The sequence below is a fragment of the Microbacterium sp. NPDC058342 genome (genome assembly GCF_042723935.1).
Classification (GTDB): domain Bacteria; phylum Actinomycetota; class Actinomycetes; order Actinomycetales; family Microbacteriaceae; genus Microbacterium.
The window spans coordinates 1,427,396-1,450,300 of record NZ_JBHXID010000001.1 but is presented as its reverse complement, the minus strand read 5'-3'; the positions used below and the strand labels follow the sequence as shown (position 1 = coordinate 1,450,300).

General features: G+C 69.2%; 23 protein-coding genes, 1 tRNA gene and 1 pseudogene. 8 read left to right on the top strand and 17 right to left on the bottom strand.

The window, feature by feature from the left end; genetic code table 11:
- Positions 1 to 5: 5 nt before the first annotated feature.
- On the bottom strand, positions 6 to 1,202 hold the full coding sequence (locus ACFWHT_RS06625; protein ID WP_378826632.1) for a trans-sulfuration enzyme family protein: 1,197 nt from the start codon (positions 1,200 to 1,202) through the stop codon (positions 6 to 8).
- A gap of 103 nt (positions 1,203 to 1,305) precedes the next feature.
- Between ACFWHT_RS06625 and ACFWHT_RS06620 the strand changes: the two genes are divergently transcribed.
- Complete coding sequence (locus ACFWHT_RS06620) at positions 1,306 to 1,791, top strand: Lrp/AsnC family transcriptional regulator (RefSeq protein WP_378826630.1); 486 nt, start codon at positions 1,306 to 1,308, stop codon at positions 1,789 to 1,791.
- Here ACFWHT_RS06620 and ACFWHT_RS06615 read toward each other — a convergent pair.
- Complete coding sequence (locus ACFWHT_RS06615) at positions 1,730 to 3,100, bottom strand: APC family permease (RefSeq protein ID WP_378826628.1); 1,371 nt, start codon at positions 3,098 to 3,100, stop codon at positions 1,730 to 1,732. The two genes, ACFWHT_RS06620 and ACFWHT_RS06615, sit on opposite strands and share 62 nt — an antisense overlap.
- A 101-nt stretch (positions 3,101 to 3,201) precedes the next feature.
- Positions 3,202 to 3,753 carry a peptide-methionine (S)-S-oxide reductase MsrA gene (gene msrA / locus ACFWHT_RS06610; protein WP_378826626.1) on the bottom strand — a complete coding sequence of 184 codons (552 nt, stop codon included), beginning with the start codon at positions 3,751 to 3,753 and terminating at the stop codon, positions 3,202 to 3,204.
- 132 nt (positions 3,754 to 3,885) lie between these two features.
- On the opposite strand from msrA, the gene ACFWHT_RS06605 reads away from it, so the two are divergent.
- A complete protein-coding gene (locus tag ACFWHT_RS06605; RefSeq protein ID WP_378826624.1) occupies positions 3,886 to 4,359 on the top strand; it encodes a carboxymuconolactone decarboxylase family protein in 474 nt (157 codons plus the stop codon).
- 4 nt (positions 4,360 to 4,363) lie between these two features.
- On the opposite strand, the gene ACFWHT_RS06600 is transcribed toward ACFWHT_RS06605, so the two are convergent.
- A complete protein-coding gene (locus ACFWHT_RS06600; protein WP_378826622.1) occupies positions 4,364 to 5,359 on the bottom strand; it encodes a pirin family protein in 996 nt (331 codons plus the stop codon).
- Between the two features lie 68 nt (positions 5,360 to 5,427).
- Positions 5,428 to 5,778 (bottom strand): hypothetical protein, encoded by a 351-nt coding sequence (locus tag ACFWHT_RS06595; protein ID WP_378826621.1) that lies wholly within the window; start codon positions 5,776 to 5,778, stop codon positions 5,428 to 5,430.
- 222 nt (positions 5,779 to 6,000) lie between these two features.
- Here ACFWHT_RS06595 and ACFWHT_RS06590 point away from each other — a divergent pair, with 222 nt between their 5' ends.
- The 5 genes from ACFWHT_RS06590 (at position 6,001) to ACFWHT_RS06570 (ending at position 9,154) form a co-directional block, all read left to right on the top strand.
- Entirely contained in the window at positions 6,001 to 6,369 is a 369-nt protein-coding gene (locus ACFWHT_RS06590) for a hypothetical protein (protein ID WP_378826620.1), read from the top strand.
- A 1,471-nt stretch (positions 6,370 to 7,840) separates the two neighbouring features.
- Positions 7,841 to 8,161 (top strand): hypothetical protein, encoded by a 321-nt coding sequence (locus ACFWHT_RS06585; protein ID WP_378826619.1) that lies wholly within the window; start codon positions 7,841 to 7,843, stop codon positions 8,159 to 8,161.
- 110 nt (positions 8,162 to 8,271) lie between these two features.
- Positions 8,272 to 8,418: a hypothetical protein gene (locus ACFWHT_RS06580; RefSeq protein WP_378826617.1), complete on the top strand. Its 147-nt coding sequence runs from the start codon at positions 8,272 to 8,274 to the stop codon at positions 8,416 to 8,418.
- 50 nt (positions 8,419 to 8,468) lie between these two features.
- Positions 8,469 to 8,627, top strand: coding sequence for a hypothetical protein (locus ACFWHT_RS06575; RefSeq protein WP_378826615.1), 159 nt, complete (start codon positions 8,469 to 8,471; stop codon positions 8,625 to 8,627).
- Positions 8,624 to 9,154, top strand: a complete 531-nt coding sequence (locus ACFWHT_RS06570) for a tyrosine-type recombinase/integrase (RefSeq protein ID WP_378826613.1) — start codon at positions 8,624 to 8,626, stop codon at positions 9,152 to 9,154. Before ACFWHT_RS06575 ends, ACFWHT_RS06570 begins: the two co-directional genes overlap by 4 nt.
- Here ACFWHT_RS06570 and ACFWHT_RS06565 read toward each other — a convergent pair.
- The 11 genes and pseudogenes from ACFWHT_RS06565 to ACFWHT_RS06515 all read right to left on the bottom strand — a co-directional run bounded on the left by ACFWHT_RS06565 (position 9,151) and on the right by ACFWHT_RS06515 (position 20,521).
- On the bottom strand, positions 9,151 to 10,014 hold the full coding sequence (locus tag ACFWHT_RS06565; RefSeq protein WP_378826611.1) for a hypothetical protein: 864 nt from the start codon (positions 10,012 to 10,014) through the stop codon (positions 9,151 to 9,153). The genes ACFWHT_RS06570 and ACFWHT_RS06565 overlap by 4 nt on opposite strands.
- Positions 10,015 to 10,158: 144 nt before the next feature.
- Positions 10,159 to 10,233: transfer RNA gene (locus tag ACFWHT_RS06560), tRNA-Gln, on the bottom strand.
- A 91-nt stretch (positions 10,234 to 10,324) separates the two neighbouring features.
- Positions 10,325 to 10,819: a lipocalin family protein gene (locus ACFWHT_RS06555; RefSeq protein WP_378826609.1), complete on the bottom strand. Its 495-nt coding sequence runs from the start codon at positions 10,817 to 10,819 to the stop codon at positions 10,325 to 10,327.
- 92 nt (positions 10,820 to 10,911) lie between these two features.
- Positions 10,912 to 12,213, bottom strand: a complete 1,302-nt coding sequence (locus ACFWHT_RS06550; RefSeq protein WP_378826607.1) for a threonine/serine exporter family protein — start codon at positions 12,211 to 12,213, stop codon at positions 10,912 to 10,914.
- A gap of 42 nt (positions 12,214 to 12,255) precedes the next feature.
- Positions 12,256 to 13,761, bottom strand: a complete 1,506-nt coding sequence (gltX, locus tag ACFWHT_RS06545; protein WP_378826605.1) for a glutamate--tRNA ligase — start codon at positions 13,759 to 13,761, stop codon at positions 12,256 to 12,258.
- Positions 13,762 to 13,803: 42 nt separating this feature from the next.
- Positions 13,804 to 14,559, bottom strand: a complete 756-nt coding sequence (locus ACFWHT_RS06540; protein ID WP_378826603.1) for a class I SAM-dependent methyltransferase — start codon at positions 14,557 to 14,559, stop codon at positions 13,804 to 13,806.
- Positions 14,556 to 15,816, bottom strand: a pseudogene (locus tag ACFWHT_RS06535) (MFS transporter). The gene ACFWHT_RS06540 and the pseudogene ACFWHT_RS06535 overlap by 4 nt, the downstream one beginning before the upstream one ends.
- The gene (locus ACFWHT_RS06530; protein WP_378826602.1) at positions 15,813 to 16,589 is read right to left on the bottom strand and encodes a fumarylacetoacetate hydrolase family protein; all 777 of its coding nucleotides are present in this window, start codon (positions 16,587 to 16,589) and stop codon (positions 15,813 to 15,815) included. Before ACFWHT_RS06530 ends, ACFWHT_RS06535 begins: the two are co-directional and overlap by 4 nt.
- 120 nt (positions 16,590 to 16,709) lie before the next feature.
- The gene (locus ACFWHT_RS06525) at positions 16,710 to 17,798 is read right to left on the bottom strand and encodes a branched-chain amino acid aminotransferase (RefSeq protein WP_378826600.1); all 1,089 of its coding nucleotides are present in this window, start codon (positions 17,796 to 17,798) and stop codon (positions 16,710 to 16,712) included.
- 47 nt (positions 17,799 to 17,845) lie between these two features.
- The gene (locus ACFWHT_RS06520) at positions 17,846 to 18,895 is read right to left on the bottom strand and encodes a 3-isopropylmalate dehydrogenase (protein ID WP_378826598.1); all 1,050 of its coding nucleotides are present in this window, start codon (positions 18,893 to 18,895) and stop codon (positions 17,846 to 17,848) included.
- A gap of 87 nt (positions 18,896 to 18,982) precedes the next feature.
- Complete coding sequence (locus ACFWHT_RS06515; RefSeq protein ID WP_378826595.1) at positions 18,983 to 20,521, bottom strand: MFS transporter; 1,539 nt, start codon at positions 20,519 to 20,521, stop codon at positions 18,983 to 18,985.
- A 93-nt stretch (positions 20,522 to 20,614) separates the two neighbouring features.
- Between ACFWHT_RS06515 and ACFWHT_RS06510 the strand changes: the two genes are divergently transcribed.
- Positions 20,615 to 21,211, top strand: a complete 597-nt coding sequence (locus tag ACFWHT_RS06510; RefSeq protein WP_378826593.1) for a TetR/AcrR family transcriptional regulator — start codon at positions 20,615 to 20,617, stop codon at positions 21,209 to 21,211.
- A gap of 7 nt (positions 21,212 to 21,218) precedes the next feature.
- Here the strand turns inward: ACFWHT_RS06510 and serA are convergent, their stop codons facing one another.
- Positions 21,219 to 22,838, bottom strand: coding sequence for a phosphoglycerate dehydrogenase (gene serA, locus ACFWHT_RS06505; protein WP_378826591.1), 1,620 nt, complete (start codon positions 22,836 to 22,838; stop codon positions 21,219 to 21,221).
- Between the last annotated feature and the right edge of the window lie 67 nt (positions 22,839 to 22,905).

Sequence of the window (22,905 nt, the reverse complement as noted above, 5' to 3'; positions counted from 1 at the left end):
CCGGGTCAGTGCGGGGCCTGCGCGACCGAGTGCGCGCGGATGAGCGCCTGCTCCAAGTCGGACGCGAGATCCTCGACGTTCTCCAGCCCGATCGACAGTCGGACGATGTCGGCTCCCGGGCGCGCCTCGGCGGCGACGGGTCGGTGAGTGAGCGCCGCGGGATGCTGGATGAGCGAGTCCACTCCTCCGAGCGACACGGCGTGCGTGAACAGGCGCACGGCCCCGGTCACCGCCTCGGCGGCGGCGTACCCGCCCGCGAGGCGGATGGCGAGCATCGCACCGCCGCCCCGGAGCTGGCGGCCCATCAGGCCCCTCGCGTCGCCCAGCTCCGGGTAGAACACCTCGGCGACGGCGGGATGACCCTGCACGCGCGAGACGAGGGCGCGTGCACTGGCCTGCTGAGCCTGCAGGCGCACCGGAAGCGTGGCCAGTCCGCGGTGGAGCAGGTACGCACCGAGCGGATGCAGCAGCGATCCGGTGATGGCCCGCACCCGGCGCAGCGCCTGCGCGGTCTCCTCCGAGCAGGCGATCACGCCGGCGATCACATCCCCGTGGCCGCCGATGTACTTCGTCGCGCTGTGCAGCGACATCGCAGCGCCCAGGTCGAGCGGGTTCTGCAGCAACGGCGTGGCGAACGTGTTGTCGACGAGCACCGGCACGCCCTGCGCCTGGGCGACGACCGCCGCGACGTCGACGAGATCGAGCGTGGGGTTGGCGGGGGTCTCGAGCACGATCAGCCCGGTGTCGGGGCGGATGCTCTCGGCGACCGCGTCCTCATCGCAGAAGGTCACCTCGGCGCCCAGCAGCCCCGAGTCCAGCAGGTGGTCAGTACCGCCGTAGAGCGGACGGACGGCGATGATGTGACCACGTCCCACCGCGGTGGTGTGCGACAGGATCGCGGCGGTCATGGCCGCCATGCCCGACCCGAAGGCCACCGAGGACTCGGCGTGCTCCAACTCCGCGAGGGCCTCTTCGAAGCGCGCCACCGTCGGGTTCCACAGTCGCGCGTACACGTTCCCGCCCTCCGGCAGCGGCCGTCCGCCGGTCGCCATCGACTCGTACGAATCGCCGCCGTGCAGGATGTCGGGCAGCGGGTTGGTCGAGGAGAGGTCGATGGGCGGCGCGTGAACGCCGAGCGCGCCGAAATCGGAACGCCCGGCGTGGACGGCGACGGTGTCGGGATGCAGGGGCAGGTCGGACATGTGCCCAGGATGCTCGGCGCGGCGATGGATATCCACCCTGATTGTCGCCGCTACGGCATCCTCGGGGTTAGATTGTCCACTGAGCAAGAAACGAGGACGGCGGGTGCGGAAGTTGGCTGGAGCGCAGGGCACGGTGGACGAACTCGATCTGCGGATCCTGGCAGCGCTGACCGCACGGCCCGATGCTCCGATCAAGCAGCTCGCCGCCGATCTGGGCGTCCCGGCATCCACCTGCGCCTTCCGGGTGCGCTCGCTGCGCAGCAGAGGCGTGATCACGGGTTTGCAGCTGGTCGTCGACCCGGCGGCGCTCGGCGCCGCCGTGCAGGCGGTGATCCGGGTGCGCCTCGCCAATCACAGCAAGAGCCGTGTGGATGCCCTGTTCGACGCGCTGGTCGCCGCTCCGGGAGTTCTTCAGGTCTTCCACATCGCCGGCGTCGACGACTTCCTCGTGCACGTGGCGGTTTCGGATGCCGCCGCGCTGCGCGACATCGTGCTCGAGCAGATCACCGTGCACGAGGTGGTCCGCGCTACCGAGACGCAGCTGGTCTTCGAGCGTCGTGCGGGCGCCGGGGCCGCACCAGCACGCTGACGAGGTGGAGCACGGCGCCGACGGCGAGCAGGATGCCGGCGAAGAGCCACACGACCGGGCGCTGCTGCCAGAGCAGCACGAGGCACGAGATCACCCCGAGTACGGGCACGAACGTCCACACCCGGAAGTGGTCGTGCTCGACGTGGTCGCGGCGCAGCACCAGCACCGAGACGTTCGCGCTGATGAACACGATCAGCAGCAGGAGCACCACGGTCTCGGCGAGGGTCGCGAGATCTCCGATGAGGGTCAGGAGCATCGCCACGCCGGTGGTCGCGACGATCGCGACCCAGGGCGTCCGGCGCTTCGGCAGCACGCGCGCGAGAACGGAGGGAAGCAGCCCCTGTTCCGCCATCCCGTACGCGAGCCGGCTGGCCATGATCATCGTCAGCAGCGCGCCGTTCGCGACGGCGATGAGCGCGATCAGGCTGAACAGCCATGCCGGCACGTGAACCCCCGTGGCCTCCACGACCGCCAGCAGTGGTCCGCTCGAGCCCTCCAGCTCCGAGGCCGGCAGAGCCGCGGAAGAGGCGAGCCCGACGAGCACGTACACGGCCCCGGCGGTCAGCAGGGCCGCGAACAGTGCGCGCGGGTACGCCCGGCGCGGCTCCCTGACCTCCTCGATCACATTGGCCGACGTCTCGAACCCGACGAACGAGTAGTAGGCGATGATCGCGCCGGCCAGCACCGCTCCCGCGACTCCCGTGCCCTCGGGTGCCTGCACGGTCCGCGACAGGTCGCCGCCCCCTCCCCCGACATACACCGCCACCGCGACGATGACGATCACCAGGCCCGCGAGCTCGATCATCGTCATGACGAGGTTCGTCGTCATCGACTCGCGGATTCCGCGGGCGTTCAGGGCGGCGACGAGAACGAGGAACACCATCGCCGCGGGGACGACGGGCACGTCGATGAACGTCGCCAGGTAGTCGCCGGAGAAGGCGATCGCGAGTCCCGCCGCGCTCACGACCCCCGCCGCGAGCATGCTGAATCCCACGAGGAACGAGATCAGGGGACTGCGGAAGGCGCGTTCGGCGAACACCGCCGCGCCCCCGGCTCTGGGGTACTTCGTCACGAGCTCCGCGTACGATCCGGCGGTGAGCAGGGCGAGCAGCAGTGCCACGATCAGGGGCGCCCAGAGCATCCCGCCGACTTTCGCCGACAGGACACCCATGAGCGCGTAGATGCCGGCTCCGAGGACGTCGCCGAGGATGAATGCGTAGAGCAGCGGGCCGGTGATCGCGCGGCGAAGGCCGGGCGAGGAAGCGACGGCCTCCGGTGCGGGAGCGTCATCTGTTCGATCGAAGGACATTCTGTGACCGTACGGTGGTGTCATCCGGTCGGCATCGGGCTTGACAGCGCAGCTGCGAAGGGATTAGCCCCGCAGTGCGCAAGGGGTCGAACCGGGCGACGTCAGGCTACGACGTCGCGCCTCGGCAGCACCCAGCCCGCACGAGGGAAGTGGCAGGTGTAGCCGTCGGGATAGCGGATCAGGTAGTCCTGGTGCTCGGGCTCGGCCTCCCAGAACGGGCCGGGCTGCTCGATCGTCGTGACGGCCGCGCCCGGCCAGAGCCCGGAGGCGTCGACGTCGGCGATCGTGTCGCGCGCGACCTTCTCCTGCTCGGCGTCGAGCGGGAAGATCGCCGAGCGGTAGCTGGTGCCGATGTCGTTGCCCTGACGGTTGAGCGTCGAGGGATCATGAATCTGGAAGAAGAACGCGAGGATATCGCGATAGGTGGTCTTCGTGGGGTCGTACACGATCTCGACGGCCTCGGCGTGCCCGGGGTGATTGCGGTAGGTGGCGTGGTCGTTGTCGCCGCCGGTGTAGCCGACCCTGGTCGACAGCACGCCGGGCTGACGCCGGATCAGGTCCTCCATGCCCCAGAAGCATCCCCCGGCGAGCACCGCCGTGTCGGCGCCCGGCTGACGGGTGATGGATCCGGTGTCGCTGCTGCCGCTGGTCATCGCTGCGCTCCTCTGCGTGTTCATGGCGTTGCCCTCTCCATTCTCTCTCCTCCTCTGGGAATGAGGGCCGCCCACCCCGGGTTGGTGCTGTCAGGCGGGCTTCACGGTCTGCCGGGAGCACCGAGGAGAGTCATGCGCCCGTATCTGGACAAGTCCGCCCCCGACGTGTGGAAAGCTGCTGGCGCGTACTCCGCCGCCGTCGCCGCCTTCGCCGAGCGCACCGGTCTCTCGGTGCACGACACCGAGCTGATCAAGGTCCGCGCGTCGCAGCTGAACGCCTGCGCGTTCTGCCTCGATCTGCACTCGCGTGATGCCAGGAGCGCCGGCATCCTCCCGCAGAAGCTCGACCTGCTTCCGGCGTGGCGCGAGTCGGCACTCTACGACGAGCGTGAGAAGGCGCTGCTCGCCGTCGCCGAGGCCGCCACGCGGATGCCGCTCGACGAGGAGTCCATCGCGGATCTCGAGGGCGCTCGACGCGTGCTGGGCGACGGCGCCTTCGCCGGCGCCGAATGGGTCGCGCTCACGATCAACACCTTCAACAGGATCTCGATCCTGAGCGATCACCCGGTGCGCCGACGCGGGCCGGACGGGGCTGTGCTGTCGTGAGCGGTCATCGGCGCGCACGCAGGCGCACCGTCGGGAGCGGGGGCGCGGGCAGCGGCGGCAGCTGGTCGTCGGGGTACGGGCCGAACAGCGCCGGCTTTCCGGCGTCGCGCGCGTCGGCCGGCTCGAACCCGAGCTCCGCCTGGTAGCGCCGCCGGTACTCCTCGATCTCCTCGTGGCTGCGCCCCACGAAGTTCCACCACATGACGATCTCCTCGCCCAGCGGCACTCCCCCGAGCAGGATCACGCGCGCACCGGCGGCACCTGCCGTGATGTGCAGGCTGTCGGCGCCGGGGGGTGCGTAACCGAGCTCGCGGTGCGCCACGGCGGTTCCGTTCAGCGTGATCGCCCCGGTCTCGGCGAGCGCCGCATACTCGAAGTCGCGGCGCGCATCGAGCGTGATCCCGGCGCCCGGCTCGAGCGTCAGCTCGGCGCCGAGCAGATCGGGGGTGCGGGTGTCGACGGGCGAGGTCGACCCCGCCAGTTCGCCGACGAAGACCCGGATGCCGGCACCGGGCCTCGTCACCGGTTCGGGTGCGTAGTGGGCGAAGTGGTGCTCCGTGAATCGCGTCGCCTCCGGGAGCGCGTACCAGAGCTGGACACCGTGCAGCACGGTGGTCTCCGGAGTGCTGATCTCCTGATGCGTGATGCCCCGCCCGGCGATCATGAGGTTCAACTCGCCGGGCAGCACGGGCGCCGCGACCCCGCTGGAATCGAGGTGGTCGATTCTCCCGGTGAACAGCCACGACACGGTTGCCAGGCCGGTGTGCGGGTGCCGCGGGACCTCCATCCCGCCCGTGTCGGCGACATCGTCCGGCCCGTAATGGTCGAGGAAGCACCACGCGCCCACCAGGGAGCGCTGCTTCTGCGGAAGCGTGCGGTAGACCGTCATCGCGCGGATGCCCCCGAGCGGCACTTCGCGCGGGGGCAGCACCTCCACCGGCGCGCACGGCTCTCCCGGCTCGAGCACGCTCAGCGACGGATCCTTCTCCAGGTTGGTCATCGTGGGTCTCCTCGGGAAGCACAGCTGCTGTCAGCGTAGTGACTTCGCCGGGGACGCCCGCGACAGCCTCAGTCGTCCGCGTCGATCTCGGCGAGGAGGTCTTTGAGCGCCTTCTCGATGCTGTCGTGATCGTACTGGCCTGCTCTGCTCTCTGCCGAGATCACGGCGCAGCGGTGCAGACGGCTCAGGTCTCCGTAGGGGAAGGTGCATCGTCCCTTGGTGCCCTCGCTGGCGTCGGTGTCCTCGCCGAGATGCCACCGTGCGAACTCCGCCATTCCGTGTTCCTCGATGAAGGCGTTCTCCTCATCCGTGGTCGGGGCGTGCTCGCTCCAGTCGTCGCGCTCATCGCGCACCACGTCACCACGCTCCAGCAGTGCGCGCGCGTGCGCGAGGGCGTCCTTGTTCAAGCGGGTCACCATCTCGGGCTCCTTTCTCGGACCGGGCGGGGGCGCCGGTCGCATGCGATAGACCCTTCCCGCGCGGTGCCGCGCGCGGGAAGGGGGTGGTTCGGGCGCAGGTCGAGTGCTACCCGCGTCGATCCTCGCCGCGGGCGAGTGCCCATAGCGCGGAACGGCCGCGGAATCCAGCCCGTTGAGGGAACGGATCGGGCTGCATCACGATGAGTTCTTCAGGAGGTAGCCATGCCACATCGCACACACGCGCAGAACGCCGCGAGCCCGGTTCCGGACCCGACGAAGGTTCTCGACCAGCCGGCTCTGCGCACCTCCTCGGGAGCCGTCTGGCTCGTCTCGTCGACGGTGTTCACCGGTGTCTGCCTGATCCCGCTCATCGGCATCGTCGTCGCCGGCGGCGCGGCCGCGACCGTGGCCCTCATCGCGGTCGTGCTGCTGCTGTGTCTGCTCGCCGCGGTGTTCCTCATCCGCTTCCAGGCTCCACCGGGCCCCCTGCGACTGCGGTGGCTGGCTGCGTGCATGCTCGCGATGGCCGTGGTGGCCCTGATCGCGATGATCGTCTGTGTGTGGATCGCCTGGACGTCCGTACCCGGATGATTGCCGAGCCTTCGCGGGATACCGAAGAAGACAGAAGCCCGGATGTTCCGCTCTTCGTGCGGATTCCGGGCTTCTCTGTTGGCTGGGGTACCTGGACTCGAACCAAGAACAACTGAACCAGAAGCGGGAGCGCATGGCGATCCTAGGCAAACGAGGGTCAACGCCTGTTTCCGGCTATCCCCGTCTACGCCCTGAATCTCGGCGATTCGGAGGGAGCTGACGTGAGCACTCGTTGGCCCACGAGCGGCGGCGCTACCGGGGATCTGCCGGGGTTATCGCGGTGTGCGGATAGGCATCTTCACGCTTGGTAAGTCACACGCACAGAACGACCGAGTTCTCGCTGCAGTTCCTTTGCAAGTGCCCGCCCCTCCTCCCGCCAAGTACGGGACGGCGGCGTCGACCCCGACGCACCGTACTCGCCACCCCACGCGAGCAAGCGCCTTTGCAAGTCGTCCGAGACCGGGAGCGTCGCAGGATCAACGTCGCCAGGCATCGCTCCCTCCGTGCGCTCCCACAAAGGGAAGGCTCCATAGTCAGCCATCATATGAAGGTGTCGGCGTGTCATGACGTTCTCCCTCCCTGTCGTTCTACGTTCATGCTATCGACCTGCGGAGGGGTTCAATGCACAGACCGATTCACCGACGATTCGTGCCGCTAATCACCAGCACTGTCCTCATCGCCACGCTGTTCGCGGCACCGGCAGCCCAAGCTGACACTGCACCGCCACCGCCAGGATCGGCAACAGTGGTCAATGGTGGCGACGGTAACGAGTACGTACTCAGTACTGAACCGCTATCGCCCAGTGAAGTGGCCAAGGTCAACTCGCCCGCAGGCCCGACGATTTCGACCAGGGCACTCCCGCCCAACTCGCCACCTTCCACGAACTGGCGAGGCTGCGGTCTGTTCGATAGCAAGGACCAGTTCGTCGCAGAGTACGTTCGACTCAGGGTGAGCACGAAGCTTGTCGGCTCAGTGGCGACTCTTCGATGCGGTGACAGCTCATACGGATATCGTCACATTCAGGCTCGGCATCAGCAGGACTGGACAAACATGGGCAATCTTGTCGGCGGCGTTCCGTGGAGGGACTTGGCTGGCTGGTCGATGGCTTGGTCGCTTCAGGATCCAGACAAGGTCACTTTCGCGAACAACACCTTCTGCTATTCCCGTCTAGTGTTCATCTATCGAAAGTCAGACGGCAAGGAAATCCTGCGCAAGCAGGTTCGGACGATCCTGGGGGCTACGGGTCAGCGTCTCGTGACTGCGTACCCGTCCGTCGCCTGCGTCGGCACGAACTTGCGATAGATAAGAAATCCCAGAAGCACCACGAACGCCACCGGAGTGTGTTACTACCCCCTCCGGTGGCGTTCTCGTTGGTTACACACCATTCTCGTGGGCGCAGTGGTGCTCTCAGGCGAGGCGTTCGCCGTAGTCCATCGGCTCGTCCGCGTGCGTGAGCGTTGCCTGGTTGGCGATGTCCTCGCAGCGCATCAGCCGCGCCCGCTCCCCCACGCTCAGGTCGCGCGGGTCGGCTACGTCTGGGAGGTGCGCTGGGAAGACCTCAACAGCAAGGAGCGCCCAGAAGACGTTCCCCATCAAGGCCGACCGCGACGACCGCACCGACACCCGAGCGCGTAAGGTCAAGCCGCGCCCCATCGAGCGCATCGCCAAGCTCGCCGAGGAGGAGGCAGCGCGGTTCTGCATCCAGATCGACCTGGAGTTGGAGGCGGGCAAGAGCACCGCGCCGATGACGGGCAAGAGCCAGCGCTTCCGCGAGGTCGCCGCGCTGATGTAGGCGGCACACGCCCACACGCTCAAGCCGAAGACCCGGCGCGACAACGCGGCGACTACGATCTGCACATCTATCCGACGTTCGGGAACCGGCGCATCTCGCAGATCACCACGATGGACGTGGAGGCGTGGCTGGCTCAGCAGCGCGCGGCGGTGAAGCCCAAGCCGAAGGGCAAGCCCGACGCACCGGACGTGCACTACTCGCAGTCGTCCATCCGCACCCGCTACGTGCTGGTGGCGTCCGTGTTCAAGTACGCCTGAGCCTGCGCCTGATCGCCGCCGATCCGTGCTCGCCCGTCCGCATCCCGAAGGTGCAGCATCATGAGCTGTCGTTCCTGACACCCGAGCAGGTCGCGGCTGTGGTCGAGTACCTGGGCGACCACAACGCGCCTGACGGCCTGATCGTGCAGTTTGCGGCCTATACCGGACTGCGCGCCGGGAGCTGGAAGGCCTGCGCATCGGCGACGTGAACCTGTTCGCCCGACTGCCGTTCGTCCGCGTGCAGCGCCAGGCGCAGTACGCGCCCAAGGTCGGCTGGGAGTACATCACGCCGAAGACGCCGCAGTCGATCCGCAACGTGCCGCTGAACCGTGTCCTCTTGGCGCGACTCCGCGAGTACCTGTCACAGCACCCGAACGCCCACGACGCGGATGCCCTGCTGTGGCCGGGGCGCAAGCGTGGCGGCACGGGCAAGACGCGCGGCGCGCTGGACTGGTCGGCTCAGTTCAACCACGACAACCTGTACCGGAAGCACTTCCTCCCGGCGCTCGCCGCGCTGCACATCCCGTCTGTGCGCTGGCACGACCTCCGCCACTTCTACGCCAGCGCCTGCCCGAGCGCCGATCTGCCTATCGAGCGCGTCGCCAAGTTCATGGGTCACGCCGACATCGCCACGATGTACAAGCACTACCTGCACCTGTTCAACGATGACCTGACTGACGACATGGACCGTCTGGCAGCTGTGGCGAGCCGTCCCGCTCTGGCGCGGATCGGCTAGGGGCGACGCTGGATCGCGCCAGAAAAGAACCAGTGGACAAGCGGCACTGCCAGCATGACCGCGGCTTCGGCTTCGGCTTCGGCTTGGGTGCTCGGCTGATACCCCGTCTGCCCCGCGTGGCGATCGTTCTGTCCGGTCCACAGCATTTGCATCATCCCGAGGACAACTTGAGCCGAAGTGTGGGTTGAATGCTCGCGAGTTAGCTCAAGCTTCCAGTCCTTCTGGTCGCGCATCTGTGCGATGACCGTCCCGAGCGTGGCATTCACGTTCTTTGGGCTGACCGACGGGATGGCTGCTGCTTCAACAGCCTTGATGGACTTGGCGTAGGCCTTCTCGAAATCCGGGTCTCTACCAAATGCTGCGTGCCAAGCCTCAGATAGCAGCTTGCCCGCGTGACCGGGTGCTGCCATCACCTCGTCGGCTGCGTGTTGCACGCCCTCTGGGACTCGCTTCTCTATGCCAGCGTGACTCCCACGCCTTCCCACCTTCCATTCAGAGCTGCTGATGCGGAGAATCGACTGGAGTTCGTCCAAGGTGGCGTGGTGCCCAGCGGTATGGAGCGAGAAGATCAGGAAGTCGAGCAACGCGAGGTAGTCGTCTGGATGGTCGAAAAGCTGCGACTCGAGACTGTCGAATCCGAAATCCTCCTGAACCCCGCTGAGCAGGATGCCGGGAAGTCGCACACGCTGATCGAAGATCCGCAGGAGGTGCGCAGGCTCGCCGTAACGCACATCAACAATCTCTCGAAGCCAATCGGCGAGCGGGCGTCGCATCCAGACGGGTATCCCACCGACGAGCGCGGCATGGCGATCAGGATCCACCCCGAACGGAATCCAGGGCTCGGCGGTCTCATGTGTCACATTCACATCCTGGCAGAGAGGGGTGGCTGACCGAGGATGCGCCACTGACACCAGGAGGGGTTTCGGAGGGGTTAGCCCGCCGACGCCGGAAACGACAGAGGCCCGGATCTTCCGTTTTGCTGCGGAATTCCGGGCCTAATCTGTTGGCTGGGGTACCTGGACTCGAACCAAGAACAACTGAACCAGAATCAGCCGTGTTGCCAATTACACCATACCCCAAGGGCGAAACCGGAGCCTCGCACCGAGGTTCAAGCTTACCGGAGCGGGCCGCAGATGGCGAATCGGCGCGGCGCACCCGGGCGTGGCGTGCTCAGACCTGCACGACCGCGCCGGACTGCGCGGGCCGTATCCACTTCTCGAGATCGAAGCCCTGCTCTCGGGCCGTCGCCAGATACGCCTGTTCGACGTCCTCGGAGATTCGCGGCGCGCGCGCCAGCAGCCACAGGTGCTTGTGATCGGGCGTGCCCACGAGCGCGTGGGCGTAATCCTCGTCGATGCGCAGCACCCAGTAGTCCGCGTCGGTGAAGGGGATCCACCGCAGTGCCTCCGGCAGGAACGTCACCCGCAGCCGACCCGGATGCTCCTCGTCGGGCTTGCCCTGCCCGAGAGCCTGCGTGGGCTCGCCCTTCTCATCCAGGCAGCGGTTGTCGACCCGCACCGTTCCGTCGTCGTTCAGCGAGTACTCCGCCGTCACGTCCCGGGAGCCGTCGTCCTCGAACCGCAGCGGCAGCCGCCCGATCTCGAACCACAGACCCAGGTAGCGTCCCAGCTCCAGCGCCGGCACCGACCGCACGTTCGTGTCCATCGCTCTCCTCCTCCGCTTTCCGCCAGGGTACGCACCACGGCGAGACGGACGAAGGGGGTTGCGCCGCTCGACAGCGGTCGGATACCAGCCCGTCAGAGCTCGCCCATGCGCGCGGGTCGTGCCCAGCGCAGGAACACGGTGGACCGCGTGATGCGGGCGAGATCCGCCAGCAGTGCACCGACCTTGGTGCCGATGCAGAGGCTGAGGAACATCATCGGCGCAGACACCAGCGCCTGCGCGTCGAAGCTCGCCAGCGACACCAGCCCAACCGTTCCGGGAACCAGCAGCAGGAACGCCGGTTGGAACGACACCGTCGCGGGAACCGCCAACGTCACGCGCTCGAGCACGCGCGCGGCGACGAACAGCACGGCCGCCGCCACGCCCGTCGCCACCACGCTGCCGACCAACGGACTGAACACGGCGAGCACAGCGTAGGTGCCCGTCATCACGACGACGCAGACGACGGTCAGCCGGAAGCCCGACCCGAACGCGAGCCCGACTCCGACCGCGAGCACGATCACCGCGCACCACGCCATCCACAGCGGCGGCAGCGCCTCCCATCCTCCGCGGTCGGTGCTCAGCGTCACGGCCTCGCCCACGAGCGCAGCAGATGCCGAATCGATCCGCAAGCCCGTCAGGGCGGCCCCCGAATACACACCGGCGGCCATGAACGCGAGCATGATGAGCCCGTACATCAGCCGCGAGGCGCCCGTGACGATGTCCGTCGCGGTCAGCTCCAGCAGAGCGTTCGTGATCAGCGCACCGGGCACGAGGATCGCGATCGGCGCGCACACCGCGAACAGCGGCACGGGACCGAGATCGAGCGTGCTCGCCACCGCCCCCACCACGATCGTCGACCCGAACGCCGAGACGAACGGCGCCACCGCCGCCGCCGCGCGCACCCGCATCATCAGCAGGGTGAGGCCGCCGACCAGCATCCCGACCACCAGGGCCAGCACGATCGCCCACCACGGGCACCGGAACAGAGCCGCCAGAGACAGCGACAGCAGACCGCACCCGAGCACGCTCTGCACACCCGGCAGGCGCCGCGGCGTCGCACGGATCGATGCCATCCGCTCGTGCGCCACCGTCAGCGGTGCCGCACCCGACTCCAGGTCCCGCACGAGCCGGCCGGCTCGCGCGGACTGCCGGAAGGTCAGGGCCTCGCCCTTGCCGATCACCGTGGTGGTCGCGGCGGACGCGCCCGGACGGCTGACCATCACGAGCTCGGGCAGGATCGCGAACTCCAGTGCGGCATCCGGTGCGGCGCGCTGCGCGACCTGCTCCAGCGACCCCCGCACATCGGTCACGGACGTGCCCGACTCCAGCAGCAGCACCCCGAGATCACCGAGGACGACGTCGGTCTCCTCAGCCGGCAGCGCGGCATCCGCCACCTCGTGTCCTTCCTCGCACGGCACCCGTCCGGCGGTCGCCGATCAGGCCAGCTTCTCGCCCAGCGCGCGCAGGCGCCGCAGGGTCTCGTCCTTGCCCAGCAGCTCCATCGACTCGAACAGCGGCGGCGAGACGCGACGGCCGGTGAGCGCGACGCGCGGCGGACCGTAGGCGACGCGCGGCTTGAGCCCGAGCTCATCGACGAGCTTCGCCGAGAGGGCGCCCTGCACGGCATCCGGAGTGAAGTCCTCGACGGGCTCCAGCGCGGCGACGCACGCGGAGAGCACATCCGCGGCGTTCGCCGGCAGGCCCTTCATCGCATCCGCCTCGTAGGCCACTTCGTCGGCGAACAGGAACCCGAGCATGCCCGGCGCCTCGCCGAGCAGCTGCATCCGCTCCTGCACGAGCGGCGCGGCGCGGAACGCCAGCACGATCTGCTCGTGCGTCGGCTCACCGCCGAACACGTCGGCCGCCGCCAGGTACGGGAGCATCCGCTCGGCGAAGTCCTTGCCGTCCAGCATGCGGATGTGATCGCCGTTGATCGACTCGGCCTTCTTCTGGTCGAAGCGGGCCGGGTTCGGGTTCACGTTCACGATGTCGAAGGCGGCGATGAACTCGTCCAGCGAGAACACGTCGCGATCGGGCCCGATCGACCAGCCGAGCAGTGCCAGGTAGTTCAGCAGGCCCTCATGGATGAAGCCGCGCTCGCGGTGCAGGAACAGGTCGGCCTGCGGGTCGCGCTTGGAGAGCTTCTTGTTGCCGGTCTCGCCGAGCACGAGCGGCATGTGCGCGAAGCGCGGCACGAACGAGGTCACGCCCGCCTGGATGAGCGCGTCGTACAGGGCCAGCTGGCGCGCGGTCGAGGGCATGAGGTCCTCACCGCGCAGCACGTGGGTGATGCCCATGAGCGCATCGTCGACCGGGTTCACGAAGGTGTACAGCGGAACGCCGTTCGGGCGCACGACCACGAAGTCGGGAAACGACCCGGCGGGGAACGTGACCTCGTCGCGGATCAGGTCGACGTACGTGAGATCCTCGTCCGGCACGCGAAGGCGCAGCGCGGGCTGTCGCCCCTCTGCGCGGAACGCGGCCTTCTGCTCATCGGTCAGATCGCGGTCGAAGTTGTCGTAGCCGAGCTGCTTGGCGCGACCGTTCGCCTCGTTGCGGGCGTCGATCTCCTCGGCCGACGAGTAGCTCTCGTAGAGCGCCCCCGTCGCCAGCAGCTTCTCGATCACGCCGCGATAGATGTCATGGCGCTCGGACTGACGGTACGGTGCGTGCGGTCCGCCGACCTCGACGCCCTCGTCCCAGTCGATCTTCATCCACGTGAGCGCGTCGACCAGCTGCCGGAAGCTCTCCTCACTGTCGCGCGCGGCATCGGTGTCCTCGATGCGGAACACCAGCTTGCCGCCGTTGTGGCGCGCGTACGCCCAGTTGTACAGGGCCGTGCGCACCATGCCCACGTGCGGCAGGCCGGTCGGCGAGGGGCAGAAGCGCACGCGGACGTCGGGCCCGGTGGCGGTGGTGGTGAGGGGGTGCACAGTAGCCATATCCCCTCGATCCTACCGGGGGCGGATGCTGCGCCGCGGCCTTCAGCGCCGGTCGTCGACGGCGAGCGCGGCCGTCTGCGTGAGCGGCATCCGCCCCTCCACCGCGCGCTCGGCGACGATCTCGTCGAACGCGTCACGAAAACGCCGGCGGTCGGCATCCGCAAGGCCCCGGTAGTACGCGCCTGCTCCCGCCACGCCGCCCTCGACACTGCGCCACAGCACCTCTGGTGCAGGCCGCCAGGTCCAGGTCAGCTCCGACACCTGCGGCTTCCAGCCCGCCTCGCCCAGCATCCGCCCGAGACCCCGCGCGGTGCGTTCGAAGTCCTTCTCGGCGGGAAGGCGCTCGCCCGGCGACGGCGCCAGGCCCGACCGACCGGTGACGTCGGCCCAGAGGGTGCTCGGCGAACCCGTCCAGATCGAGGCGATCGTCACGCCGCGGCTCACGCGCCGCAGCTCGGACGCACTCGCGCGCGGATCGTCGACATGATTGAGCACGAAGTTCGCGACGACCGCGTCGAACGCCGCGTCGGCGAACGGGAGGCCGGGAAGAGCGCCCGCGACGAGCTCGAGCTCCGGATGCCGTCGCGCCGCCTCGTCGCGCATGCTGGGTTCCGGTTCGCAGGCTGTGACGCTCCAGCCGGCCGCCTGCCAGGCCGCCGCGAGCGTGCCGTCGCCCGCCCCGACATCGAGCAGCGAGCCGCCGGCATCCCCGAGCATCTCCCGCATCCGCTCCCCCGTGCCCGCGCACAGCGACGCGTACGACTCCGCGTACGCCTCTCCGGCGCCGGCCCAGCTCACGGCGCGCTCCTCACCCGCGCCAGCGGCGAGAGCGCGGTGATCGCGACGACGATCACCAGGGCCACCGCCCCGAGACCGCCGTAGCCGAACTGCGTCAGGACGGCACCGGCACCGGCCGCGCCGACGGCGGCCGTGAGGCTCATCAGCGAATCGCTGAGTCCCTGTCTGCGAGGACGCATCGCGACGGTCGACGACTCGGTCAGCAGCGCGGCGCCGGCGACCGTCGCCGCGCTCCAGCCCAGTCCGAGCAGAATCAGCGCCGCCATCACGCCGGCGGGGTGGGAGCCCGCCACGATGGCGATGATCAGGGACGCGGCGAGCATCCCCTGGCCGAGCAGTACCACGGGAACGCGGCCCCAGCGGTCGGCGAGGATGCCGAAGAGCGGGGAAAGCCCGTACATCCCTGCGACGTGCAGCGCGATCGTCACCCCGACGAGCAGGGTGACATCGGTGCTGGTGGCCGCCCCGCCGTGCGCGCCGTGCGCCATGTGGGACAGGTGCACCGGCGTCATGGCCATGACCGAGGCCATCACCGCGTGGGAACCGGCGACCGCGAAGATGGCGTACCGCGCGGAGACCGGGCGGTCGACGCCGACACCCAGCGAGGTCGCGGTCGAGGGCGCGGACGCGAGGCTCAGCGCCGTGAGCAGGGGGTCGGGTCGCAGCGCCACCAGGTAGAGCACCAGGGCGGCCGCCTGCGCCACCAGCGAGAACAGGTACGAGCCGGTCAGCGGCGGCATCCCGATCGCGTGGCCGAGCGCCTCCCCCCGGGGTGAGCAGGAGGGGACCGGCGACCCCGCCGACGGTCGTCGACCAGACGACGATCGACAGGTCGCGCCCCCGGTGCTGAGGCGCTGCGAGGTCGGTCGCCGCGAAGCGGGACTGCAGGTTGCCGGCGTTGCCCATGCCGATCATCACGATGCCCACCAGCAGCAGCGGGAACAGGCGCAGGGCGGCGGCCGTGATGACGATCGCCACGCCGACGAGCGCGAGCAGGTTGCCTGCCGTGAGCGAGAGTCGCCGCCCGCGACGGCCGGCGAAACGTGCGAGCGGGATCGCGAAGGCGGCCGCTCCCAGGGTGACCGAGGCCGTCGCGAAGCCCGACAGGGAGTCGTCGCCGGAGAGGTCCGCCGCCAGCAGAGCACCGAGCGAAACCGTGGCGCCGAACGCGATGCCGCCGAGCACCTGCCCGAGCGACAGCACCAGGACGGTGCGCCGCTGCAGCGCGCGGAGGTGATCGACCGCGGGAGCGCTCACGACGCGGGCGCCGCGTCGCGCACAGGATTGCGCAGCGTGCCGATGCCGGGGACCTCGATCTCGATCGTGTCGCCGGCGACGACCGGACCGACGCCGGCCGGCGTGCCGGTCAGGATCACGTCGCCGGGCAGCAGGGTGAACGCCGCCGAGGCGTACGCGATGATGTCCGCGACGGAATGGATCATGTCTGTCAGGGGCGCCTGCTGTCGAACCTCGCCGTTGACCCGGGTCTCGATGCGCGCGGAGGATGCGTCGAACTCGGTCTCGATCACCGGACCGAGCGGGCAGAACGTGTCGAATCCCTTGCCCCGCGTCCACTGCCCGTCCTTGCGCTGGATGTCGCGCGCGGTGAAGTCGTTTCCCACCGTGTAGCCGAAGACGTGGTCCAGGGCGTCCGGCGCCTTCACGTTCTTCGCGATGCGTCCGATCACGACCGCGAGCTCGCCCTCGAACTCGGTGCGCTCGGACACGGCGGGTCGCTGGATGGTGTCGCCCGGGCCGATCACCGACGTGTTGGGCTTGAGGAACAGCAGCGGCTCCTCGGGGGCGACGTTGCCGAACTCGGCCGCGTGATCATGGTAGTTGCGACCGATGCAGACGATCTTGGAGCGCGGGATGACCGGCGCCAGCAGCGCCGCATCCGCCAGGGGGATCCGCTCCCCCGTCGTCTCGAATCCGGCGAACATCGGATCGCCGTCGAGCACGACCAGGTCGCCCTCATCGACGATGCCGTACCGGATTCCCTCGTTGTGACTGAAACGCGCGATCTTCACCCAGACAGCCTAGCCGCGGCCCGCCGCCCGCCGGGACCCCGGTTGCTCGCGACACCCCGGCCTGCAGTCGCCCGCACCATGGGGTGTGGACGACGGGCCGGGGTGTCGGCGAAGAGGGTGTCAGGCGTCGAGGCGCACGAGCCAGCCGTGCTTGTCCTCGCGGCGACCGTACTGGATGTCGGTGAGCTCCTCGCGCAGCGACAGGGCGAGCTCACCCAGAGGCTGCTCGTCCTCGAAACCGTCGGAGACCAGCGCGCCGATCGGAGTGACCACCGCGGCCGTGCCGCACGCGAAGACCTCCACGATGTCACCGGAGGCGACGCCCTGGCGCCATTCGTCCAGCGACACCGCCCGGCGCTCCACGGTCAGGCCGCGGTCTTCGGCGAGCTGCAGCAGCGAGTCGCGCGTGATCCCCTCGAGGATCGAACCGGATGCCGGAGTGACCACGCGGCCGTCCTTGAAGACGAACACGACGTTCATTCCGCCGAGCTCCTCGACGTTGCGGTCCTGGTCGAGGAACACGACCTGGTCGCAGCCCTTGTCGTAGGCCTCGGCCTGCGGCAGCAGGCTGGACGCGTAGTTGCCCCCGGTCTTGGCCGCACCGGTGCCGCCGCGTCCGGCGCGGGCGTAGTTCTCGCTCAGCCAGATGCGCACCGGCTTGACGCCGCCGGAGAAGTAGGCGCCGGCCGGGCTGGCGATGACGTAGTACGCGACCTTCTTCGCCGGACGCACGCCGAGGAACGCCTCCTTGGCGAACATGAAGGGGCGCAGATACAGGCTCTGGTCGGCACCCGAGGGCACCCAGGCGCCGTCGACGGCGATCAGCTCGCGCAGCGACTGGATGAAGTGCTCGGTCGGCAGCTCGGGCAGCGCCAGCCGACGCGCACTGTTGCGCAGCCGGGCGGCGTTGCGGTCGGGACGGAACGTGTGGACCGAGCCGTCGGCGTGGCGGTAGGCCTTGATGCCCTCGAAGATCTCCTGCCCGTAGTGCAGGACGGCGGCGGCGGGGTCGAGCGGGATCGGCCCGTACGGCTGGACCCGGGGGCGGTGCCAGCCGCCCTTCTCGGACCAGCAGATGTCGACCATGTGGTCGGTGAAGCTCGTGCCGAACCCGGGGTTCTGCAGGATCTCCTCGCGCTGGGCGGGGCTCTTGGCGGCGAGGTTGTTCGTCACGGCGAACGTGAGCGATGCGGTGGCGGTGTCGGTCATGTCTGTCCTCGATCGGGATGCGGCGCCGGTGCGCGCGTACTGTCAGATTACGCCTGCAGCAGCGCGATCACGGCGTCGCCGGTCTCGCTCGTGCTGCGGCTGCCCTCGCGGACGGCGATGTCCTGCTCCACCGCGCGCTGGACGCGCGTGGCCTCGTCGCTCAGCCCGAGGTGATCGAGCAGCAGCGCGACGGACAGGATCGCCGCCGTCGGATCCGCCTTCTGCTGTCCCGCGATGTCGGGTGCCGAGCCGTGCACCGGCTCGAACATCGAGGGGAAGGCGCCGTCGGGGTTGATGTTGCCCGAGGCGGCGAGGCCGATTCCGCCGGTGACGGCGCCTGCCAGATCCGTGAGGATGTCGCCGAAGAGGTTGTCCGTGACGATCACGTCGAAGCGGGAGGGGTCTGTCACGAGGAAGATCGTGGCCGCGTCGACGTGCAGGTAGTCTACGGCCACATCCGGATGCTCGGCCGCCACCTCATCGACGATGCGCTTCCAGATCGCACCCGCGTGCACCAGGACGTTCGTCTTGTGCACGAGCGTGAGCTTGCGGCGCCGGCGCTCGGCGAGCTCGAACGCGTGCCGGACCACGCGCTCCACGCCGAAGGCCGTGTTGACGCTCGTCTCGTTGGCGATCTCGTGCGGAGTGCCGCGACGGATGCTGCCGCCGTTGCCCACGTACGGCCCCTCGGTGCCCTCTCGCACCACGACGAAGTCGACCTCTCCCGGATCAGCCAGCGGCCCGGGGGCACCGGGGAACAGCTTGGACGGACGCAGGTTCACGTAGTGGTCGAGTTCGAAGCGCAGCCGAAGAAGCAGTCCGCGCTCGATGTTGGCGTCCTTCAGGCGCGGATCGCCCGGCTGACCGCCGACGGCGCCGAGCAGGATGGCGTCGTGAGCGCGGATGTCGTTCAGATCGGCGTCGGTGAGCGTGTCGCCCGTGCGGAGGTAGCGGTCGGCGCCGAGCGAGAAGGAGGTCTTCTCGAAGCTGACGTCGCCGCCGGCGGTGACGGCGTCGAGCACGCGCTCCGCCTGAGCGATGACTTCGGGGCCGATCCCGTCACCCGGGATCACGGCCAGCTTGACGACGCGCGACATGACAACTCCTCCCGCCCCGACGACGATGCCGCGGGCGCTCTCCACCAGCGTAGCGGCGCGTCGAGGGGCCTTCCGCCGTGTGTCGCGTCAGCGTCCGGCGCCACGCGGCCGCAGGGTGAGGGCCGCCACGACGCCGGCGCCCACCACCAGCAGTGCGCCGATCAGCGAGGTGACCGTGACGCCCGCCTCGAAGGCGGCGACCGCCGCCTCCCACAGCCTGTCGCCCAGCACACCGGTCAGGTCGTGCGCCGCGGCGTAGGCCCCGGCGAGCGTCTCCCGGGCGACCGCGGCCGTCTCGGCGGGGACTCCGTCGGGCAGCACCAGCGCGCCGCGGTAGAACGCGGTGATCAGCCCGCCGAGGATGGCCGTGCCGAGCACCGCGCCCAGCTCGTATGCCGTCTCGGAGACGGCGCTTGCGGCGCCGGCCTTCTCCGCAGGAGCGCTGGAGAGGATGAGTTCGTTGGAGATGGTCTCTGCCGCACCGATGCCCAGGCCCAGCACCACGAAGGCCACGATGAGCGGAACGAGGCCCTGGTCCTGCGAGGCGAAGGCGACGAGCAGGTAGCCGACGAGGGAGAACACGAGCGCCGACGGCACCAGGAGGTGCGGGGCGACGCGCCGCGAGATCGGCACGACGGCGAGTCCGGAGACGATCATCATCAGCATCCCCGGCACGAGGGCGAAGCCCGCGACCATCGGCGAGAGACCGATCACCAGCTGCAGATGCTGCGAGACGAAGTACAGGAAGCCGACCAGCGCGACCACGCTGAGCAGATTCACGAGAATGGCGCCCGAGAACGCACCCCGGCGGAACAGGGCCATGTCGAGCATCGGGATGTCCGCCCGCAGCTGGCGCCGCACGAACAGTGCTCCCATCGCGACGCCCAGCAGGGCGCTGAGCACGGCGGAGACGGTCGGTCCGTCGACGGCGAAGCCCTTGATCGCGAACACGACGGGGATCATCGCCGCCATCGACAGCAGGATGCTGATCGGATCGACGCGGCCCGGGTTCGGGTCGCGGCTCTCCGGGACGAGCAGCGGCGCGCCCACCAGCAGCGGGATCAGCACCGGCACGGCGAGCAGGAAGACCGATCCCCAAGCGAAGTGCTCGAGCAGGAATCCGCCGACGATCGGGCCGAGCGCGGAGCCTGCGGAGAACCCCGCCGCCCAGACGGCGATGGCGAAGCGGCGCTGATCGCGGTTCTGGAAGATCGATCGCAGAAGCGAAAGCGTCGAGGGCATCAGCATGGCCCCGAAGAAGCCGAGGAGCGCACGGGCGGCGATGAGCAGGCCGGCGGTCGGTGCGAACGCTGCCAGCGCGGACACCGCGGCGAAGCCCGTGGCGCCGATGAGCAGCATCCGTCGACGTCCGAAACGGTCACCGAGCGCGCCCATCGTGACGAGGAGACCGGCGAGGACGAGCGGATAGACGTCGATGATCCAGAGCTGCTCGGCGCCGCTGGGTGCAAGGGCGAGCGAGATCTCGGGCAGCGCGAAGCTGAGCACCGTGTTGTCGACCGAGACGAGCAGCACGGGCAGCATCAGCACGACGAGCGCGGCCCAGCCTCGTCCGCCCGCGCGCGGTCCGTCTGCGCGGGTGACGTCGATGGATGCCGTGGCGGGCATGGTTCCTCCATTACTAAACCGTCCAGCTGGTACAGTAACAGAATCGCGCCTGTCCAGGTGCTGTGCGCCGCTGACGAACCGAGGAGATGCCCGATGCCCCGACCTCCCCTGGCGCGCGAACGCGTGATGGACGCCTACGAGTCGATCCTCATCGACTCGGGCGACCGGGCGGCCACCCTGGACGCGGTCGCCGCGGCGGCGGGAGTGTCGAAGGGCGGCCTGCTCTACCACTTCGGCTCGAAGGACGAGCTGGAGACCGGGCTCGTCGAGAGGCTGAAGGCCCTGACCGAGGACGACCTGGAGCGCATGGACGCCGCACCCGAGGGCCCGGTGGCCTACTACGTGCGCACCTCGGTCATGGAGGACGACGCCCTCGACCGCGCACTGATCGCGACCTCAAGACTCGCTCAGGGCGGGTCCGGAGCCGCCGCGGCCGCGCTGCGCGAGGTCCGTCGACGATGGGCCGAGGCGGTCCGGCCGCATGTGCGCGACGACACCGCGCTCGATCTCGTCATGCTGCTCAGCGACGGGCTCTACTTCAACAACTCCCTCGCCTTCGACCGGGCGCACCCGGGCGACGCCGACGGGTTCGTGCCGACCGGCGCGGGTCTTGCGCGCCTGATCGGGCTGGTGCTGCAGACGACAGCGCGGGTCCCGGAGGATCCGGGACCCGCGCCTTACGAGGCCTGAGCGCCGTTCAGACCTCGGTGATCTCGATCTGGCGGAACAGGTCCGCATCGATCGCCGCGCTGATGTCGGCGAGCAGCTCATCCGACACGGGCGAATCCAGCGTCAGCACGCTCAGCGCCTGAGCGCCGGCGGCCTCGCGTGCGATCTGCATCCCGGCGATGTTGATGCCCGCCTCGCCGAACTTCTGACCATAGACCGCGACGATTCCGGGCCGATCGGTGTACATCATCACGACATGGTGCTTCTCGATGGGCAACTCGATGGCGTGATCGTTGATGGTGACCAGCTTCTCGATCTGCTTGGGACCGGTGAGCGTGCCCGAGACAGAGAGCTGCGAGCCGTCGGAAAGCGCGCCGCGCAGTGTGATGACGTTGCGGTACTCCTCGCTCACCTCGTCCTGCAGCAGGCGCACGGCGACGCCGCGCTGCTCGGCGAGCAGCGGTGCGTTGACGTACGAGACGGTCTCGCTGACGATGTTCGTGAACACGCCCTTGAGAGCGGCGAGCTTGAGCACGCTGACGTCGTAGTCGTTCAGCTCGCCATGCACCTCGACGTCGAGGCTCGTGAGCGGCGACTGCGACAGAGCGGAGAAGATCTGGCCCAGCTTCTCGACCAGCGCGATGCCGGGGCGCACGTAGGGGTCGATGACGCCGCCGGCGACGTTGACGGCGTCCGGGACGAGGTCGCCGCCGAGGGCGAGCCGCACCGATCGGGCGACCGAGACGCCGGCCTTCTCCTGCGCTTCCTCGGTGCTCGCGCCGAGGTGAGGGGTGACGACGACGTTGGGCAGCTCGAGCAGCGCGCGAGCAGTGCTTCCCTCGACCGGCGGCTCGGAGGTGAACACGTCGAGCCCGGCGCCCGCGATCTCACCCGCCACCAGTGCCTCGTGCAGATCGGCCTCGTCGATCAGGCCGCCCCGCGCCACGTTGACGACGAAGGCGGTCGACTTCATGGCGGCGAACTGCTCGGCGCCGATCATGCCGGTCGTCTCGGGCGTCTTGGGCATGTGGATGGTGAGGAAGTCAGCCTCGGCGACCAGCTCGTCGAGGGTGACGAGCTGCACGCCGAGCTGCTGCGCCCGCGCGCTGGTGACGTAGGGGTCGTAGGCGATGACGCGCATGTCGAAGGCGTTGAGCCGCGCGGCGACCAGCGCGCCGATGCGGCCGAGACCCACGATGCCGACCGTCTTCTCGAACAGCTCTGCGCCCGTGAACGAGCTGCGCTTCCAGGCACCGCTGGAGAGGGACGCGTGCGCCGCGGGAATGCGCCGGGCGAGGCTGAGGATGTGCCCGACGGTCAGCTCGGCGGCCGACACGATGTTCGAGGTGGGGGCGTTGACGACCATGACGCCCGCCGTGGTCGCCGCCTTGATGTCGACGTTGTCCAGCCCGACGCCGGCACGCGCGACGACCTTCAGCTTCGGCGCGTGCGAGAGCGCCTCGGCGTCGATCCGCGTGGCCGAGCGCACCAGCACGGCATCGGCATCGGCCAGGGCGGCGAACAGCGCCTCGCGGTCGGTGCCGTCGACGCTGCGGACGTCGAAGTCGGGCCCGAGAGCCTCGATCGTCGCGGGTGAGAGCTCCTCGGCGAGGAGGACGACGGGCTTGGACGCAGACTGATTCGGCACAGGTATCCTTCGGGGCAGCACGCGGTGGGGGCAGTCGATGCGCCGCACGCCGTCGGGGCGCGATCGG

What these genes read in the sequence shown, in the direction of transcription:
- ACFWHT_RS06625 (WP_378826632.1), bottom strand. Translation starts at nt 1,202, where the DNA reads ATGTCCGACCTGCCCCTGCATCCCGACACCGTCGCCGTCCACGCCGGG.
- ACFWHT_RS06615 (WP_378826628.1), bottom strand. Translation starts at nt 3,100, where the DNA reads ATGTCCTTCGATCGAACAGATGACGCTCCCGCACCGGAGGCCGTCGCT.
- msrA (WP_378826626.1), bottom strand. Translation starts at nt 3,753, where the DNA reads ATGACCAGCGGCAGCAGCGACACCGGATCCATCACCCGTCAGCCGGGC.
- ACFWHT_RS06605 (WP_378826624.1), top strand. Translation starts at nt 3,886, where the DNA reads ATGCGCCCGTATCTGGACAAGTCCGCCCCCGACGTGTGGAAAGCTGCT.
- ACFWHT_RS06600 (WP_378826622.1), bottom strand. Translation starts at nt 5,359, where the DNA reads ATGACCAACCTGGAGAAGGATCCGTCGCTGAGCGTGCTCGAGCCGGGA.
- ACFWHT_RS06595 (WP_378826621.1), bottom strand. Translation starts at nt 5,778, where the DNA reads ATGGTGACCCGCTTGAACAAGGACGCCCTCGCGCACGCGCGCGCACTG.
- ACFWHT_RS06590 (WP_378826620.1), top strand. Translation starts at nt 6,001, where the DNA reads ATGCCACATCGCACACACGCGCAGAACGCCGCGAGCCCGGTTCCGGAC.
- ACFWHT_RS06585 (WP_378826619.1), top strand. Translation starts at nt 7,841, where the DNA reads ATGTCCTCGCAGCGCATCAGCCGCGCCCGCTCCCCCACGCTCAGGTCG.
- ACFWHT_RS06580 (WP_378826617.1), top strand. Translation starts at nt 8,272, where the DNA reads ATGGACGTGGAGGCGTGGCTGGCTCAGCAGCGCGCGGCGGTGAAGCCC.
- ACFWHT_RS06555 (WP_378826609.1), bottom strand. Translation starts at nt 10,819, where the DNA reads ATGGACACGAACGTGCGGTCGGTGCCGGCGCTGGAGCTGGGACGCTAC.
- gltX (WP_378826605.1), bottom strand. Translation starts at nt 13,761, where the DNA reads ATGGCTACTGTGCACCCCCTCACCACCACCGCCACCGGGCCCGACGTC.
- ACFWHT_RS06525 (WP_378826600.1), bottom strand. Translation starts at nt 17,798, where the DNA reads ATGACCGACACCGCCACCGCATCGCTCACGTTCGCCGTGACGAACAAC.
- ACFWHT_RS06520 (WP_378826598.1), bottom strand. Translation starts at nt 18,895, where the DNA reads ATGTCGCGCGTCGTCAAGCTGGCCGTGATCCCGGGTGACGGGATCGGC.
- ACFWHT_RS06515 (WP_378826595.1), bottom strand. Translation starts at nt 20,521, where the DNA reads ATGCCCGCCACGGCATCCATCGACGTCACCCGCGCAGACGGACCGCGC.
- ACFWHT_RS06510 (WP_378826593.1), top strand. Translation starts at nt 20,615, where the DNA reads ATGCCCCGACCTCCCCTGGCGCGCGAACGCGTGATGGACGCCTACGAG.